Source organism: Coleofasciculus sp. H7-2 (assembly GCF_042747725.1).
Classification (GTDB): domain Bacteria; phylum Cyanobacteriota; class Cyanobacteriia; order Cyanobacteriales; family FACHB-T130; genus FACHB-T130.
In genome coordinates, this window is sequence record NZ_JBHZGO010000109.1 from 39,754 (window position 1) to 56,596 (window position 16,843).

Here is a 16,843-nt window from a genome sequence, read left to right on the forward strand (position 1 = left end):
ATGTTGCCGCCTGAACTGCTCGAAGTGAAAAATCAAAATTTGCCTAATCATCCGTCTTGACGATGATTGGCAATTCCCGATTGGCATAGACTCAAACAGCGTCACAGATAATTAATTTTACAAAATAAAATAATTTCACCATCTCCTAAAAGGAATGCGTTCACCTATGAAGTTTATATAGCTGTAGAGAGAAAAGTACGTTAGCATATCTTGTTAAAATAAAAGTATTAAAAATGGCTAAAATCTGCTTTTTGAGGATAACTTGGAGATGGGGCTGGACAGGTCAAGCTAAATTTTGGTTTTTTGCCGCTTCCCCCACTTTTCTATTTGAGAGTAGAAAAATAAAATTCGGTGCATTCTTACCAAGTATCTGGCTTCCTGCTACCTGTAACACGAGTTGGGGTGACAGTTCCAGAAGTGGCAACGAGCGACGTGTTTCTTTCCAGGAATTAGGCAAATGAAAGTCGCTGTGTGTGAAATCAGTCTGTTGCTGAAGGCAAAAGATTTTAAAGTGAAAAGAGAAAAAGGAAAAAGGATAAGATATCTAATTTTCCCCTTCGCTTTTTGGATGTTGCCTGCGATCGCTCCAGGGGGCATCGAGTGGGCGATCGCGCAGGCACAAATTGTTCCAGATAAGGACCCCACCAACAGCACGAACACCATTGTCAATCCCAATGGCAACAGTTTCGACATCACTGGGGGCAAAACCTCCAGTAATGGGGCAAACCTGTTTCACAGTTTCTCCGAGTTTGGTCTCAACGCCAACCAAATTGCGAATTTTCTCTCTAACCAAAATATTAAAAATATATTGGGTCGCGTCACTGGCGGCAGCCCATCGATAATTAATGGTCTGCTCCAAGTTACGAATGGCAATTCCAATCTGTTTCTAATTAACCCATCTGGCATTGTATTGGGTGCCAACGCCAGCTTAAACGTAAACGGAAGCTTCACCGCCACCACTGCCACAGGAATTGGTTTTGGCAACAACTGGTTCAATGCATCTGGTAACAATAATTATGCTGACCTAGGGGGAGAACCCAACGCCTTTGCCTTCACCAACGCTCAACCCGGTGCAATTATCAACGCAGGGCAGCTGAGTGTAGGCGCGGGAAAAGATATTGCTTTCGTGGGCGGTAGCGTAGTAAATACCGGAACCCTGACAGCTCCTGGGGGTAATATCACCTTAACAGCCGTACCGGGCGAGAACATAGTCCGCCTGAGTCAACCAGGGAACCTACTGAGCTTAGAAATTAAACCCATAGCAGCCGGTAGCCAGCCGCCAAATTGGACATTGCCAGTTGCTTCCTTACCACAACTGTTAACGGGAGGCGGTGCAGGGAGTGCCACTGGGCTAACAGTCAACAGCAACGGTCAGGTAGTGTTAACGGGGTCTGGGGTTAGCATTCCCACAGATCCAGGGACAGCGATCGCCTCTGGCACTCTCAACGTTTCAGGTCAGACTGGCGGCACCGTGCAAGTCTTGGGCGACAAAGTGGGGCTGGTTAGTGCCAATGTTAACGCTTCTGGCACCAATGGCGGCGGCACCGTACTGATTGGTGGTGATTTTCAGGGGAAAGGCACCATCCCGAACGCCTCTCATACCTACATCAGCAGCGACTCTACGATCAATGCTGACAGTTTGCTCAACGGCGATGGCGGTCATGTCATCGTCTGGGCAGACAAAGTAACCGGCTTCTATGGCAAGATCGGTGCTAGTGGCGGCATCAATCAAGGCAATGGCGGCTTCGTCGAGGTATCCGGCAAGGAAAACTTAGCATTCAAAGGAGAGGTGAATGTAGGTGCCACTAACGGCATAGACGGCACCATTCTCCTCGACCCAACGAATATCAAAATAGTCGCTACAGGTGGTGCGAACGACGACCAACTCAATGTCGATCTTCTGAATACAGGAGACCTATTAGGCCAAATTTTATCTGCTGATGGGGGGGATGCGGTAGACTTCACCATCTCCAAGAGCGTACTCGAAAACCAGAGTGGTAACGTCTTACTACAAGCGACTAATGATATTACCATCGACAACGGTGTGTCGCTGGACTTTTCTTCTGGTGGGTCGATTACCTTTACTGCCGACGCCGATAACAGTGGTGTCGGGTCTTTTTCAATGGAGAAAACGCAATCCATCACAGCTTCGGGGAGAGCGTTAACCATTACAGGAGCAAGTGTAACAGTTGGAAATATTAATACTTCTGCGAAGGGCAACACTGGCGGTGCTGGTAGTGTAACGCTGACTGCACAACAGGGCAACATTAACACTGGCAAGATCGCAACAGATGCTAAGGGCAAAAATAATGGTGGTGAGATAAATTTGACCGCACAGCAAGGCAACATTACTACCGGCGGCATCACAACAACGGCTGTGGGTCAAGGCAATTCTGGTAATGTAAAGTTGTCCGCTCAAGGCAGCATTTCATACGGCGATATAGATGCGACACATACAGGCAATGGCAATGGCAACCAAGGCACTTGGGGCACTATTACTTTAACAGCAGGTAGCGCAAGTCCTATAAATCTGCCGGGATCTAAGATCGTCGTAGGTACTCCGACTCCGACTCCGGCTCCGACTCCGGCTCCGACTCCCGTTCCCAATCCCCTCCCTACTCCAAGTCCCACTCCCAATCCCCTCCCTACTCCGGCACCAGCACCAGCTCCGGCACCAGCTCCGTCTCCGGCACCAGCTCCGTCTCCGGCACCAGCTCCGGCACCAACTCCGTCTCCGGGCAATGACACTGGCTCCAGCGACACGGGTGGCAACAATGACGCTTCCGGAACGGGTGGCAATGACGCTTCCGGAACGGGTGGCAATGACGCTTCCGGAACGGGTGGCAATGACGCTTCCGGAACGGGTGGCAATGACGCTTCCGGAACGGGTGGCAATGACGCTTCCGGAACGGGTGGCAATGACGCTGGCTCCGGAACGGGTGGCAATGACGCTGGCTCCGGAACGGGTGGCAATGACACTGGCTCCAGCGGTACGGGTGGCAATGACGCTGGCTCCAGCGGTACGGGTGGCAATGACGCTGGCTCCAGCGGTACGGGTGGCAATGACGGCTCCGGAACGGGTGGCAATGACACTGGCTCCGATACGGGTGGAAGTAACGGCTCCGGAACGGGTGGCAATGACGCTGGCTCCGGCACAGGTGGTGGGAACACGGGCAAAAACACAGGCTCTTCCGGTGGCACGGGTAAAAACACAGGCTCTTCCGGTGGCACGGGCAAAAACACAGGCTCCTCCAGTGGCACGGACGGTGGTGGCACGGGTGGAAAAACGGGCGGCGGTGACACCAGCGGCGGTAGCACGGGCGGTGGTGGCACGGGCAAAAACACAGGCTCCGGCAGCTCTAGCAGCGATCAAGCAAGCCAAGGAGATGACGGAACAAGCCAGGGAGATGACCTATCCGGCTCAGGAGACGATCGGGTTTCTACCTCTTCGAGCAAGCAAAATTCATCATCACAAAAGGTGAATGCGGAATCGTCTTCACAGGCGAATGTAGATGAATCTGTTGCAGTGCTAGAAGAATCCTTCACCCGTGAATTTGAGCAATATTTGGGGCAACCCACTGCTTCTCGGACTACAACATTGGCGCAGGCTCGTAATATTCTGCAAAAAATTGAGAAAGCGACTGGGGTGAAACCGGCACTCATCTATGTAACTTTTGTGCCCCAGACGATTGCACTCGATCCGAGCCTACTGGATACGACGGCTTTCAACGGAACTAAGTCACTACAGCCGTTCAATCAACCAGAAAATGTGCAGCAATCTAGTTCCCTAAGTAAGGTCAATGGGGGAGGGCATAACAATAGCGACCAGTTAGAAATATTGGTGGTGACTTCTGATGGTGTACCAATTCGCAAGCGGATTTCTGGGACAACGCGATCGCAAGTAATCAAAGTTGCCGATCAATTCCGCGCCGAAGTGATTAACCCCCGGAAACAGCAGGCTTACCTGGCTCCAGCCCAAAAACTTTATAAGTGGCTGATTGCACCCGTTGAAGCCGATTTACAAGCGCGAGGCATCCAGAATATGGTCTTCCTCGCAGACAGTGGGTTACGCTCCATCCCGATTGCCGCTCTCCACGATGGTCAAAAGTTTCTGGTGGAGAAATACAGTACGGGTCTGATGCCCAGTCTTAGTTTGACTGATACTCTCTTCAAAGACATTAAAAATTCCCACGTCCTGGCAATGGGAGCGGAGAAGTTTCCCGAACAAAGCTCGTTACCATCAGTGCCGCTGGAGTTGTCAATGATTACGCCCCAGCTGTGGAAAGGCAAAGCCTTCCTGAACGACGCCTTCACTCTAAAGAATCTCAAGTCCCAGCGCTACTCGCAGCCCTTTGGGATTGTCCACCTAGCAACCCATGCCGAATTTGAGTTAGGCCCTCCTAGCCAATCCTACATTCAGCTATGGGACACCAAGCTCCGATTGAATCAGCTAAAGCAAATGGGCTGGAACGATCCACCCGTAGAGCTATTAGTGCTGAGTGCCTGTCGCACGGCGTTAGGCAATGAACAGGCAGAGATGGGCTTTGCTGGATTGGCTGTGCAAGCAGGCGTAAAATCGGCAATGGGAAGTCTGTGGTACGTCAGCGATGAAGGGACGCTGGGACTGATGACCAGCTTCTATACGCAATTGAAAAAAGCCCCCATCAAAGCGGAGGCATTGCGGCGGGCACAGATATCGATGATCAACGGAGAAGTAAGCATTGAGGGAAATAAAATGCATACTTCCACAGAAGATATATTGCTGCCTCCAGAATTGGCAGGGTTAGGGAATAAGAAACTCTCTCATCCCTATTACTGGGCAGCGTTCACCATGATCGGCAATCCTTGGTAAGCCATTTTTAATGGTTTAATACCCACGAGCGCATCAGAACATTTACCTGTTCTGGCACCTCATCATGGGGACAGTGACCTGCTTGCAGAAAATGCTCTGTCAGTTGAGGATAGTATTGGCGAAATTGCTCGGCTCTATCTCTTGCATTCATCCAGGGATCTGCTTCTCCCCACAACAGCAACAAGGGACAGCGCATCTGCTTCAATAAAACGTCAACTTTTTCGCCTTGAGGCGTTCTGAAGACAGAAGCAAACACTTGAGCAGCACCCGGATCGCAGGAGGGGCGGTAAATTTCTTCCACCAACCGATCGGTGATCGCACTCTGGTCGAGATAAACTTTCTGGAGCGTATTCCGAATGACTGAACGTTGTCGCGCGTACTGGAACAACAGAAAACTAGCCCAAGGTTGCCGAAAAAGTGACTGAACGACTTCACCCATCACTTTTTGGATGGGGTTCGGTTGAGTCGGCACTTTAAGATTGGTAAACGGGCCAGCACTATTGAGCAATACTAACCCAGCAGCGGCTGATGGACGCTGGGCTGCCACGCAAAGCCCCGAATATCCGCCTAGAGAGTTTCCTGCTAACACAACTGGCTGACGAATCACGTTAGTGATGAAATCATACAGTTGGTCTCGCCACAAGTCGCCACCATACTGCCACTCCGGCTTGGCTGAACGTCCAAAGCCCAGCAGATCGATCGCCCAAACTTCAAAATCCTGACTTAGTTGAGTAATATTCTTGCGCCAGTGGTCTGTAGAGGCACCAAAGCCATGAATCAATAATATGGGCGGGCGTTCGAGTTGCGGTTGTCCTGCCCGTACATAGTAGATGGATTGTCCCCGCCATTGCCAATAAGTGCCGGGAATGGGGACGGTAGAGGCTGCTGGGGTTGCCTGCATGGTCGGAAAAATTGTTAAGTAATGTTAACTCTATTATTTTAGCTTCTCAGGAAGGCTGGATGACCTTAGACATTTACTCGCTCGGTCTAGGGGCTTGGTCGCTGCATCCGCTTAGGGAAGGTATTCACACGCGATGGAAATGCTGGAGTGACGCAGAAGTGACGAGCGATCGCCTCCGCAGAATGCATAAGTATTGAGCAATATAAAAAAAGCAGCTATAATCTTAACATTTGCCTTGAGCGACCCAACTCAGATGGGGTAGCGTAGGTGCGTAGCGGCTTTCCGTAGGGTAGCACGCAAGCTCTGTTCGCATCGCATCTGGGGCAGAAAACGGGAGAGTTCAAGTAGCATTTATCAATCGTAGATCAGTAAGCAAGAGGGGAGAGCAGTGTCTGTCGAAACCGTAGAAAAGCGTTCAACAGTCCGTAAACTCGCGCCTCGTTATCGTGTGTTGCTCCATAATGATGACTTCAACCCAATGGAGTACGTGGTGCAGGTTTTGATAACGACGGTGCCTGGGATCACGCAACCTCAGGCTGTCAGTATCATGATGGAAGCTCATACCAATGGGCTGGCTCTAGTGATTACTTGCGCCTTGGAGCATGCGGAGTTCTATAGCGAAACTTTGAATAACCAAGGATTGACCAGCACCATTGAACCAGACGAATAAGATACGCCCAGGCAACAAGTAAGAGGCAAGAGGTTGTTAAAAATAAACTTTGTCCGTTTAGCCCAGTACCCGGCACCGGCGCGGCTAGGCTGTTTTGTGCTGAGTTTACTCTTGCTCTGGTTGCCGGTAGCTGCACCAATTTACTTACTCTTGAGTAAAGATCCCAACTTAGTCACCATCCTGACGATGGGGCTGTTGTTTGCAGCGTTTCTCCTGCTTGTTCGGTGGTGGGGTCAGAAAGTCTATCAGCAACCCCATCTGCTGCGAAGCTATGGTTTACAAGGAACGCGGCAAAATGCCAAAGAACTTTTCTTTGGACTTGGTATTGGCGGATTGATTACTTTCAGTCTATTTGGGCTGGAGGGGCTATTGGGTTGGCTGGTGTGGCAGCCTGCGACAATTCCATTACCCAAACTGATTTTAGAAGGGTTGGCGAGCGCTCTGGGTATCGGTTTTGCAGAGGAATTGGTATTCCGAGGCTGGCTGCTAGATGAGTTGGAACGGGATTATCGCCCCCGCGTATCTCTTTTGGCAGATGCTTTTATCTTTGCGCTGCTACATTTTCTGAAGCCGCTTAGGGAGATTTTTCGGACTTTGCCGGGATTTCCAGGGTTGTTGCTGCTGGGATTAACGCTGGTTTGGGCGAAGCGCCGAAGCAAGGGGCGTCTGGGACTCTCGATTGGTCTGCACGCTGGTTTGGTTTGGGGATATTACATGATTAATGTGGGGAATCTGGTGCAATTTTCTGGTCGGGTGTCCGACTGGATTACTGGTGTTGACAAGAATCCTTTGGCGGGGGTAATCGGGTTGGTGTTTTTGAGCGTTTTGGCGTTTGGGATGCGATCGCTTCCGCATTCACTACGTTCGCCCCAATGGTAAACTAGCGATCGCCCAATCTTGCTTCTGGATTGGCGGAGTCGCCAGCTATCAGGCAAACCAAACTCTTTGGAGAGAGGTTAACCGAAAAGTATTATAAAACTTAGTTGTGGCGCATTCGGGAAGCGATTTTGGAGGAGCAACGACGAGCGCGAACATCAAAGCCAGATTGCCCCTCGCCGCTTCAAGTCACGCTTTATCGTTTCTGAAAGTCCTGTGTTCTGTCCAAATCGAGCCTTTTCCACTTTTACAGTCGCTAAATCAGCATCGCTCAAATTGGCACGACGCAGGTCAGCGCCGCTTAAGTCGGCACCCATCAAGTTTGCCCCTATCAACGTGCCACTACTCAGGTCGGCACGACGCAGGATAGCATAACTCAAGTTCGCCTCACTAAGGTTGACATTACACAAGGAAGCATCAACCAAGTTGGCACGACAAAGGTCGGCTCCAATCATTTGAGCCTCATTCAGTTGGGCACACAGCAAGTTGGCACTGTTGAGGTTAGCACCAATCAAGTTGGCACCCATCAAACAGATTTTGATGGCGTCAGCTCTGTTAAGATTGGCACTGAGCAAATTGGCACCACTCAAATCAGCCATATTCAAGTTGGCTTTACTCAGCTTGGCACCCGCGAGATCGGCACCAATGAGGTTGGCACCCAGCAGCATTGTACCGAGCAAAATAGCACCGCTCAAGTCGGCACCATGTAGGTCAACGCCACTTAGATTAGCACCCGCGAAATCTTTAACGGGATTTAATCCAGCAATTTCTGCTAATTCAACGAAGTTATCTGTATCTGCCTCTACAACGTGCAAGATCAAGTCTCTAAGTCGCTGGAGAGATTTCTCATTAGGCACATTCAAACTCTGTCCTGCTTTCATTAGGCTTTAGTTTGGACTTGAATAGGCAGAGGGCAATCATTCTCTCTATTACTGCCCTCTTGTTACGACTAATATGCTTCAACCCCAGTTCCTCGAAATCCGGATATTCAGTTATAAATTGGTTATTTTGCTCTAGCTGAGCCAAAATTGCTTCTAAGGATTTATCTAGATTATCTGTTGATTCATCTTCAAGGATCTCTAGGTGTAATCTTTTAGGATTGGAGTATTGCATTTCTTACCTCAACATCATTAGCTTAAGTAGACCCATTATAAAAATAACATTGGACTGCGATCGCTGGTGCAATCTCCACTAAAAATTTACGTGAATTCGGGGGTTCATCAAGTTACGGAAACCCAACAAACTCATCCTCATCCAGATGTCTGATGATGCATGGGTTCTAGAAACTATTTTTTAGGTTTAACCAGTAAAATAAAAGTGAATACTTATATTTCTTTATACTAACTCTACTTAAGTAGCGCCGGACTTACGCAACTTGCGCGACATCTGAGGGCAACCACAGGGGGATTGAACCCGAAAAAACGCTATATGTATAGGCGCGTAAGTCCTGTATCGATTCCTTGCTGGAACTCGCTCGAAAAAACTTTACGGTTGTTTTTGTCTGAGGTTCAATTTGTTGGCATTGCAAAAATAGCTGGGATCGTTCCGGGCACTCATCTATCAGACTCGGAGGAAGAGCGTTTAACTTTAACCAATCTGAGGTACTTTGTGCGATCGCCTATGTAGCGATCGTGTTGCGTAGCACACAGCGTATGCTGCAATGACTCGGCTATTTGGCGATCGCATCGGCTCGGTCGCGTTAGGGGAAACACCGAGCCAAGTTGCCGTGTAAATTATGATACCTTAGTCATGCGATATTCCCTTTGAGCAATGTGCCTTTCCAGTCAAGTTTCTACCAAATTGCCTAAAAAAGTAGTTGGAAATCCACGCTTCTAGATAGAAGGCGAATCTGATGATTTGGTGACAATTAAATTAATTAGTAATTTCTGTGACTGGCAAAAAATCTTAGATAAGTTACTCCGAACCGTTGCCTTTACGAGGGCGAAGCATTTGTGCAATAAATCTATACCTATCCCCCATAATTCATAACATTTGCCAATAAATTGCCACAGATTATTGCAGGTTGCTGGGATGACAAGCTTGACATTTGGAACGTGAAAGGGTGCAAGAACGCGGATGCTTCGCTCTTTCAAAACCCGACTTAAGTAAGGAAGCGATCGCATTTGCCCGGTTTTCGGCTTAGTTTTGAAAGAGCGCAAACCCGTTTTCTTCAAGAAAACAGGTTTGTGTAAGCAAGCTTGCGTAAAATCCCCTAGGAATCATTGCGAATTTCCCTAAGGGCATCTGACATCTAGTTGCCGATGCCGATATAGTCTTGCAGTGCTTTCACCTCCAAAGGAGCTGACTGCAAGGCGCGAATCGCTGCCGCAGTGGCTTTGGCACCTGCAATCGTCGTGATCATGGGTATTTTGTAAGTGAGTGCGCTGCGACGAATCAAGCGTCCATCCGCCTGTGCTTCTTCCCCAGAAGGTGTGGTGATAATTAGCTGAATCTTGTTATTTTTGATCGCATCCAGAACGTGAGGACGCCCCTCATGCAGTTTCAGCACCACATCCACCTCTAGCCCATGTTCCCGCAGCACTTTGCGCGTGCCGACGGTGGCGACAATATGAAAGCCCAATTCAATCAAATCTCTGACCACCGGCACCGCCGCCGCCTTGTCCCGGTCGTTCATCGAGACGAACACCGTGCCAGATAAGGGCAACCGCTGTCCCGCTGCTAACGCCGCCTTAGCAAACGCTCTTCCGAAATCCACGTCAATCCCCATCACTTCTCCCGTCGAGCGCATTTCTGGCCCCAGAAGGGTGTCAGCACCGGGAAATTTCTCAAAAGGCAGCACGGCTTCCTTGACGGCAACGTGACGCGGCAGCACCTCCTCTGTCAAGCCGAGGGATTCCAGCGTGGCACCTGCCATAATTCGGGACGCCAGGGCTGCTAGGGGCACTCCAGTCGCTTTGGAGACATAAGGGATGGTGCGCGAAGCTCTGGGGTTGGCTTCTAGAATGTAAACTTGTTCCCCTTGAACTGCAAACTGGATATTCATCAACCCAATCACCTTGAGGGATTTGGCGAGATCGAAAGTCCAGGTACGAATGGTATCCAAGACCGCTTCCGATAGGGAAGTATGGGGCAAGGAACAGGCAGAATCCCCAGAGTGAATGCCTGCTTGTTCGATATGCTCCATGATGCCGCCAATCACGACCGTGCCAGTGTGGTCAGCGATCGCATCCACATCTACCTCAATCGCATTTTCCAGAAACTTGTCGATCAAGATGGGATGATCGGGTTCCACCAGCACCGCATACATCATGTAGCGCTGCAAATCCTCATCAGAGTAGACAATTTCCATCGCCCGTCCTCCCAATACATAAGAAGGACGCACCACGACGGGGTAGCCAATGCGCTGCGCGACAACTAAGGCGTCTTCATAACTTCGAGCAATTCCGTTCGCTGGCTGCTTGATATCGAGTTCCCGCAGGATTTTTTCAAATCGCTCTCGGTCTTCGGCGGTGTCAATCGAATCTGGCGAGGTTCCCCAAATTTTAGCGGTAATTTCGGGGTGGGATTGCAGATATGCCTGCAATGGCAAAGCCAATTTTAGCGGCGTCTGACCCCCAAACTGGACAATAATCCCTTCTGGCTGTTCCACCTCGATGATATTGAGGACATCTTCTTTCGTCAGCGGCTCAAAGTAGAGGCGATCGCTCGTATCATAATCGGTGGAAACTGTCTCCGGGTTTGAATTGACCATAATCGTCTCAAACCCTTCTTTGGATAAGGCATAAGCCGCATGACAACAACAGTAGTCAAACTCAATCCCCTGTCCAATCCGGTTCGGACCACCGCCTAAAATCATCACCTTGCGCTTAGTAGAAGGCAATACCTCCGATTCTTCCTCGTAAGTCGAGTAGTAATAAGGAGTCAGCGCCTCAAATTCCGCCGCACAGGTATCCACGGTTTTGTAGACGGGTACAACGCCCAAATTCTTCCGGTAGGTGCGGACTTCATCTTCTGTTGTTTTGGTGCCGTAGGCGATCTGGCGATCGCTAAAACCTTGCCGCTTGATGTCCCACAGCTTTTCTTTCGTCAGGTCTTTCAGCTTGCTTCGCTTCAGGAACTTCTCTGTTTCCAACAGTTGTTGCATCTTATCTAGGAACCACGGATCGATTCCCGTCAGTTCATAGATTTCCTCTACCGTCATCCCCATCAACATGGCATGACGAACGGTAAAAATTCTGTCTGGATGAGGCGTCCGCAGTCCAGAACGAATTTGCTCCAAACTCGGCAATTTCTCGCTCTTGTCGCATCCCCAACCAGTGCGACCCGTTTCCAAGCCTCTTAACGCTTTCTGGAACGACTCGCAGAACGTCCGCCCAATCGCCATTACTTCTCCCACCGACTTCATCTGCGTCGTCAGGATGGCCTGAGAACCGGGAAATTTCTCAAAGGCAAATCGGGGTACTTTCGTCACCACATAGTCAATTGTCGGCTCAAAGGATGCCGGGGTCTTCTTGGTGATATCGTTGGGAATTTCGTCGAGGGTATAGCCTACCGCCAACTTCGCCGCTATCTTGGCAATCGGGAACCCCGTCGCCTTAGAAGCCAAGGCAGAACTGCGGGAAACGCGGGGGTTCATCTCAATTACAATCAGGTCGCCAGTGAGGGGATTAACCGCAAACTGAATATTCGAGCCGCCGGTTTCTACCCCAATCTCGCGGATAATTTTAATCGACGCATCCCGCAACCGCTGGTATTCCTTATCGGTGAGCGTTTGCGCGGGTGCTACGGTAATCGAGTCGCCGGTGTGGATGCCCATCGGGTCAAGGTTCTCAATCGAGCAGATAATCACGACGTTATCTGCCAAATCGCGCATGACTTCTAGTTCGTACTCTTTCCAACCCAGCAGCGACTGTTCGATGAGAATTTGCGACACCGGGCTGGCATCCAGACCGCCCTGAGCCATTTCTTCAAATTCTTCCTGGTTGTAGGAAATACCGCCGCCGGTGCCGCCCAGGGTATAAGCAGGGCGGATAATTAAGGGATAGGTGCCAATTTGGGACGCGATCGCCTTCGATTCTTCTAATGTATTAGCAATTCCCGACGGACAAACTGGCACCCCAATTTTCGCCATCGCTTCCTTAAACAGTAGGCGGTCTTCGGCTTTCTCAATAGCTGGTAATTTGGCTCCGATTAACTCAACACCGTACTTTTCCAATACTCCATTTTTGGCAAGAGCGACGGCTAGATTCAGAGCTGTCTGACCTCCCATCGTTGGCAATAAGGCGTCAGGTCGTTCTTTGGCGATCACCTTTTCTACGATTTCTGGCGTCAACGGTTCAATATAGGTACGGTCAGCAGTTTCCGGGTCGGTCATAATGCTGGCTGGATTCGAGTTCACCAGCACTACTTCATATCCTTCCTCCCGGAGCGCCTTACAGGCTTGAGTGCCTGAATAGTCAAACTCGCAGGCTTGTCCAATCACAATCGGACCAGAGCCTAATAACAGAATTTTGTGGATGTCCTGGCGGCGGGGCATAGTTGTTTGTCCTAGCGTGACTGTTTTAAGTCCAGATTATTTTAAGGGCTTTCTTCCCTGTGCTTGGTAGTGGTTTTTGCTAATTTGTCTAAGATTTGATGACTAAAGGTTTGTGCAACTTCTTTTATGTCAACTGGCGAGTGTCTTGTTGGTACAACCCCACGACCCTCGATAGGGTGGTTTGAGTGAGGCTATTGGTTGTAGAGACAAGGCGATCGCGTCTCTACCGTTATTAGGTCACACCCGCCCCTAGATTCTGAAACTCCTCGGCTCTCATGATGTATGGAAGCCAAGAAATCTGTCTTTTAGGCTAGTTGACAACTAATTTCAATAAACTTAAGATAAATTGTTCCCTACAACTTAATAAGATCCTTTAAAACTTCATAATAAGCAAGCAGAGAGAAGATATCTTCTCTCTGCTCAGTTAGTGTTACTCTCTGTCTTAAAGAACCGCAGGTTAGGCGCTGAAAATTTTAGCAGCCTGCATATTTTGGCTACATCTAGCTTACCTCAACTGGATTCAAGAGGCAGCTAATTATTCGTACTCTGGACAAAACCCAAGGTCAAGCTGTCTTTAGCGAGGAAGTGAGCCAGATGATAAGCCCGCTCTTCGGTTTTCAGCAAGATTGTTTCGTACAAATAGCGGGTAGCGCGATCGCCCAAACTTTCTGCTTGTCCTGCCTGACGCCGGATTAGCTGAATCATCGCTTGCTCGGCGACTAAGTCGTGTTCCACCATCAGGCGGCAAGAAAATACCCCTTCATCTTCTGGCGTGAAGCAGCACAGTTCTGCTAGCTTGGCAAAGCCAGCTACTGGCACGCCACCGAGTCCATCCAAACGTTCGCCAATATCATGAACGTGTCCCTGCACCTGTTCGTAGCTTTCGCTGAAGAACTCGTGCAGCATATAAAATTCCGAACCTTCGACCACAAAATGATGCTTTTGATATTGCAGGTACAGCGCCTGAAAACTCGCTAGAGCAATGTTGAAGCCTTCACAAACCGGCGCGGTGATACTGCGATCCAGCAACACCGGATTGTCATAAACCTGACCGAAGGAGCGCAATACACTCTGAGTTTCGGACATCGTTGTGTTCTCCTCTCAATAAGCAACGGTTGTTGCCAATGGAGTAAGTTTATCACGCTAAACCAATTTTGGCGTCTAACTATAGTCTGAGCCAGTTTGACCCGCATCCGCAGCAAGCACTGGGTTATTCGGTTGTATCTTTGCCTATTTCTCTCAAACAATTAAATTTTCAGTTAAGCTAGTTGAGAATTGTTGTCGTTTGAGTTATATGTAGTATCTAGGGTGGAATTGGAAAAATTCCCTACATCAGGGAATTATCGGAAAGGCTAGCTAGTTAAGGGAAGTCACACACAATGCTAATTTTTCGCGTCTGTGGGAACGAATGAATCCAATAGAGCCAATCGAGCCACAACCAGAAACAGGCAAGGTTGTTGAGGTGAATAGAGCGTGTCGGTGGCAAGTTTATTACCGCTTGCGAGAGTTAGGAATTGCCTGTGGGTGTGCGGTTGACCAGCCCTTGCTGGTTGAGGTTTACAGCACTACAGCAGCGATTCAGCTGTGGAGTGTTGTCAGGCAGTTAACCGCACCGCGCGGCGAGTTAGTGAGCCATCTGGAACGCTGCTGGCAGACGAGTAACGATCCAAAAGAAAATTAAAAGAGGTTTTAAAAAAGTATGAGTAAGTTTAAACACAACATTTCCGAATTCCGGCTTGAGGGATGGTTACTCGGTTTTGTCATGGAAGATGGCTATAAAATTAAATATTTGAGACTCGCAACTTCAGAGGGTGAATGTCAGATCAAGCTTGCCAAAGAAGCTCGAATTTCCCTGTTTCGCTCAGCAGTGACACCCGGTACTTGGGTTGAGGTTTTTGGCGAAACCAAGCTCAAGTTGAAAAGCGGCGAAGTCAAACAAAAAGCTTATCTGGTTAAACCCGGTGTTCCTCCCAGCCAATTTCAGGAAGTTGCACAAGTAGAGGCGATTCAAGAAACGCCTGCACCTGCTAAAAAATTACCTCTACCTTCCGGCGTCAAAGCGACAATCTTGGTGTGTAAAAAGTCAGATTGTTGCAAGTTGGGGGCTAATAAAGTTTGTCAGGCTTTGGAAGAAGGTTTGCGCGATCGCGGCTTGGACAACCAGGTTACGATTAAAGGAACTGGCTGTATGAAGCGTTGCAAAGCTGGTCCAAATATCGTTATGCCAGACAAAACCCGCTACACTCGGATTGACGCTACAGAAATTCCTGACATTATAGATAAACATTTTCCAGATGAAATGATATCCCAATTAACTGCACCTCGTTTGGAGTGCGAAACAGTTAGGGTTCGTTAATAATGTTTCGTAATTTTTAGACAATAGATACCCCCAACTTCTTTTGATCGGGAAGTTGGGGGTATCTGCAATGTGCAGCCTGTCATAATATTAGTATCTGACCAAAGCGAGTAGATGACTATGGCGATCGCTACTGTAACCGAAAGCTTCTCTCTAGAAGACTTTATGACTAACCCCCCCGAATACATGGAGTGGGTAGATGGACAACTTGTGGAGAAAACGGGAATGACGGTAAAACACAGTCGGGTTCAGGGTAAGTTGGTTCTTTACTGGGGAAATTCCATTACCCAATCTGGACAAGGAGGAGAGGTTGTTGTAGAACTTCCCTGTCGGACTTTGAAGCAGGGTCGTCGTCCTGATGTATCCTATCTCACAGCGGAATTGGTAGCGCAGTTTGGTGAGGCAGGAGCCTTACCACAAAGTCCGCCGCTAATTGCTGAAATCGCTTCTCCAACCGATTCAGCCGAGGATTTGTTTGCTAAAGCAAGCGAGTATTTAGAATCGGGTTGTGAGGAAGTTTGGCTGGTATTTCCTGAAAGTCGTCGGGTGTTGTTAATTACTCAAAGTCAGACATTAGGGTTTAACACTGGTGATGTGGTAAGTACGCAATTGGTACTCACAGGATTTAGTGTAGCGGTAGATGAATTGTTAGCTTGAAAATCTACGTTAAGTAGGGTGATTGCCTGCCTTATTTATTAAGGCTGACTATAATTTTTCGCCTTTAAAGGAGTATATTTTCCTCCCAATCCTTCGACAAGGGTGCGCGTATTGGCAATCAGCATTCCCTGGTAATTTTCGCCTTCGGTTCCTGATGCACCGAGACTATCGGCAAATAGTTCTCTGTCTGAAACTTTGACATTCGCCTCTTTAGCTACCGCTTCAATCAGTCTGGGGTTCGTTGTTGTTTCTGCAAAAATTGTGGGGACACCAACGTTTTTGATGTCTTTAACGAGTGCTTTCACTCGTGCGGCGGTGGGTTTTTCTTCCGTACTCAGTCCACCCAAAGCCCCTTCAAAAGACAAGCCGTAAGCTTTGACATAGTAACCTAGGGCATCATGAGTTGTAACTAATTTGCGTTGAGTGGGGGGAATTGTGGCAACTTGAGTTTTAATCCAACTATCTACCTGCCGAAGTTCACTTGTTATTTTTTCGGCGTTGCTGTTATAAAGTACCGCATTGCTGGGGGCTAATTTTTCCAAGTTGCTGCGTATGGTTTCCACAATCCGGATGCCATTTTTGGCATCGTGCCAAACGTGAGGATCGGGAACGGTTTCGCCATTCTCCTGAAATGGTTCGGGGTTGGGAACGGCAATCTCATTCACGGCAATTTTGAGGGCTGGATTTTTAGTTGCTTGGATTAATTTAATTAAACCTGGTTCAAAATCATAGCCTGCGTAGAGAATCAGTTTGGCGTTCTCAATGACTTTTCGATCTTCTGGTTTCGGTTGATACAGGTGCGGATCGGTGCCAGGATTAATTAAGCAGGTGAGATCGATCGTGTTTTGGGCAATTTCTTGTGTTAAGTCACACAGAATATCGGTGGTTGCTACGACTTGCGGCTGATTCTTGTTGGTATTTGTCGGTATGCTAATTGGGTCAACTGGTGCTGAATTACACCCCATTAGTCCAAAGACGATCGCTACTCCGATAATTTTCAAGTTTAATTTCATGTTCTGTAACATTCCTAGCGA

The 16,843-nt window shown here is 48.7% G+C and carries 15 protein-coding genes; 7 read left to right on the forward strand and 8 right to left on the reverse strand.

The window, feature by feature from the left end:
- Positions 1 to 457 precede the first annotated feature (457 nt).
- A complete protein-coding gene (locus tag ACFW2W_RS24195; protein WP_378184299.1) occupies positions 458 to 4,852 on the forward strand; it encodes a CHAT domain-containing protein in 4,395 nt (1,464 codons plus the stop codon).
- 7 nt (positions 4,853 to 4,859) lie between these two features.
- Here ACFW2W_RS24195 and ACFW2W_RS24200 read toward each other — a convergent pair whose 3' ends face one another.
- Complete coding sequence (locus ACFW2W_RS24200; protein WP_378184301.1) at positions 4,860 to 5,753, reverse strand: alpha/beta fold hydrolase; 894 nt, start codon at positions 5,751 to 5,753, stop codon at positions 4,860 to 4,862.
- Between the two features lie 59 nt (positions 5,754 to 5,812).
- On the opposite strand from ACFW2W_RS24200, the gene ACFW2W_RS24205 reads away from it, so the two are divergent.
- The 3 genes from ACFW2W_RS24205 (at position 5,813) to ACFW2W_RS24215 (ending at position 7,302) form a co-directional block, all read left to right on the forward strand.
- Entirely contained in the window at positions 5,813 to 5,950 is a 138-nt protein-coding gene (locus ACFW2W_RS24205) for a hypothetical protein (protein WP_378184303.1), read from the forward strand.
- 191 nt (positions 5,951 to 6,141) lie between these two features.
- On the forward strand, positions 6,142 to 6,423 hold the full coding sequence (gene clpS, locus ACFW2W_RS24210) for an ATP-dependent Clp protease adapter ClpS (RefSeq protein WP_378184305.1): 282 nt from the start codon (positions 6,142 to 6,144) through the stop codon (positions 6,421 to 6,423).
- Positions 6,424 to 6,465: 42 nt separating this feature from the next.
- Positions 6,466 to 7,302, forward strand: a complete 837-nt coding sequence (locus ACFW2W_RS24215) for a CPBP family intramembrane glutamic endopeptidase (protein WP_378184371.1) — start codon at positions 6,466 to 6,468, stop codon at positions 7,300 to 7,302.
- 155 nt (positions 7,303 to 7,457) lie between these two features.
- Here the strand turns inward: ACFW2W_RS24215 and ACFW2W_RS24220 are convergent, their stop codons facing one another.
- From ACFW2W_RS24220 to ACFW2W_RS24245, 6 genes are all read right to left on the reverse strand, one after another.
- Positions 7,458 to 8,180, reverse strand: a complete 723-nt coding sequence (locus tag ACFW2W_RS24220; RefSeq protein WP_378184307.1) for a pentapeptide repeat-containing protein — start codon at positions 8,178 to 8,180, stop codon at positions 7,458 to 7,460.
- Complete coding sequence (locus ACFW2W_RS24225; RefSeq protein WP_378184309.1) at positions 8,149 to 8,412, reverse strand: hypothetical protein; 264 nt, start codon at positions 8,410 to 8,412, stop codon at positions 8,149 to 8,151. The genes ACFW2W_RS24220 and ACFW2W_RS24225 overlap by 32 nt, the downstream gene beginning before the upstream one ends.
- A gap of 440 nt (positions 8,413 to 8,852) precedes the next feature.
- Positions 8,853 to 9,011, reverse strand: coding sequence for a hypothetical protein (locus ACFW2W_RS24230; protein ID WP_378184311.1), 159 nt, complete (start codon positions 9,009 to 9,011; stop codon positions 8,853 to 8,855).
- Between the two features lie 120 nt (positions 9,012 to 9,131).
- Complete coding sequence (locus tag ACFW2W_RS24235) at positions 9,132 to 9,458, reverse strand: hypothetical protein (RefSeq protein WP_378184313.1); 327 nt, start codon at positions 9,456 to 9,458, stop codon at positions 9,132 to 9,134.
- Between the two features lie 92 nt (positions 9,459 to 9,550).
- Entirely contained in the window at positions 9,551 to 12,796 is a 3,246-nt protein-coding gene (gene carB / locus ACFW2W_RS24240; RefSeq protein WP_378184315.1) for a carbamoyl-phosphate synthase large subunit, read from the reverse strand.
- Positions 12,797 to 13,327: 531 nt separating this feature from the next.
- Positions 13,328 to 13,882, reverse strand: coding sequence for a Dps family protein (locus ACFW2W_RS24245; RefSeq protein WP_378184317.1), 555 nt, complete (start codon positions 13,880 to 13,882; stop codon positions 13,328 to 13,330).
- Between the two features lie 322 nt (positions 13,883 to 14,204).
- Here ACFW2W_RS24245 and ACFW2W_RS24250 point away from each other — a divergent pair, with 322 nt between their 5' ends.
- The 3 genes from ACFW2W_RS24250 to ACFW2W_RS24260 all read left to right on the forward strand — a co-directional run bounded on the left by ACFW2W_RS24250 (position 14,205) and on the right by ACFW2W_RS24260 (position 15,809).
- On the forward strand, positions 14,205 to 14,477 hold the full coding sequence (locus ACFW2W_RS24250; protein WP_378184319.1) for an Asr1405/Asl0597 family protein: 273 nt from the start codon (positions 14,205 to 14,207) through the stop codon (positions 14,475 to 14,477).
- Positions 14,478 to 14,495: 18 nt separating this feature from the next.
- A complete protein-coding gene (locus tag ACFW2W_RS24255) occupies positions 14,496 to 15,152 on the forward strand; it encodes a (2Fe-2S) ferredoxin domain-containing protein (protein WP_378184321.1) in 657 nt (218 codons plus the stop codon).
- A gap of 120 nt (positions 15,153 to 15,272) precedes the next feature.
- Entirely contained in the window at positions 15,273 to 15,809 is a 537-nt protein-coding gene (locus ACFW2W_RS24260) for a Uma2 family endonuclease (protein ID WP_378184323.1), read from the forward strand.
- Positions 15,810 to 15,847: 38 nt separating this feature from the next.
- On the opposite strand, the gene ACFW2W_RS24265 is transcribed toward ACFW2W_RS24260, so the two are convergent.
- Positions 15,848 to 16,822, reverse strand: a complete 975-nt coding sequence (locus tag ACFW2W_RS24265) for a metal ABC transporter solute-binding protein, Zn/Mn family (protein WP_378184325.1) — start codon at positions 16,820 to 16,822, stop codon at positions 15,848 to 15,850.
- Between the last annotated feature and the right edge of the window lie 21 nt (positions 16,823 to 16,843).

What these genes read in the sequence shown, in the direction of transcription:
- ACFW2W_RS24260 (WP_378184323.1), top strand. Translation starts at nt 15,273, where the DNA reads ATGGCGATCGCTACTGTAACCGAAAGCTTCTCTCTAGAAGACTTTATG.
- ACFW2W_RS24245 (WP_378184317.1), bottom strand. Translation starts at nt 13,882, where the DNA reads ATGTCCGAAACTCAGAGTGTATTGCGCTCCTTCGGTCAGGTTTATGAC.
- ACFW2W_RS24250 (WP_378184319.1), top strand. Translation starts at nt 14,205, where the DNA reads ATGAATCCAATAGAGCCAATCGAGCCACAACCAGAAACAGGCAAGGTT.
- carB (WP_378184315.1), bottom strand. Translation starts at nt 12,796, where the DNA reads ATGCCCCGCCGCCAGGACATCCACAAAATTCTGTTATTAGGCTCTGGT.
- ACFW2W_RS24205 (WP_378184303.1), top strand. Translation starts at nt 5,813, where the DNA reads ATGACCTTAGACATTTACTCGCTCGGTCTAGGGGCTTGGTCGCTGCAT.
- ACFW2W_RS24195 (WP_378184299.1), top strand. Translation starts at nt 458, where the DNA reads ATGAAAGTCGCTGTGTGTGAAATCAGTCTGTTGCTGAAGGCAAAAGAT.
- ACFW2W_RS24220 (WP_378184307.1), bottom strand. Translation starts at nt 8,180, where the DNA reads ATGAAAGCAGGACAGAGTTTGAATGTGCCTAATGAGAAATCTCTCCAG.
- ACFW2W_RS24200 (WP_378184301.1), bottom strand. Translation starts at nt 5,753, where the DNA reads ATGCAGGCAACCCCAGCAGCCTCTACCGTCCCCATTCCCGGCACTTAT.
- ACFW2W_RS24265 (WP_378184325.1), bottom strand. Translation starts at nt 16,822, where the DNA reads ATGAAATTAAACTTGAAAATTATCGGAGTAGCGATCGTCTTTGGACTA.
- ACFW2W_RS24225 (WP_378184309.1), bottom strand. Translation starts at nt 8,412, where the DNA reads ATGCAATACTCCAATCCTAAAAGATTACACCTAGAGATCCTTGAAGAT.
- ACFW2W_RS24255 (WP_378184321.1), top strand. Translation starts at nt 14,496, where the DNA reads ATGAGTAAGTTTAAACACAACATTTCCGAATTCCGGCTTGAGGGATGG.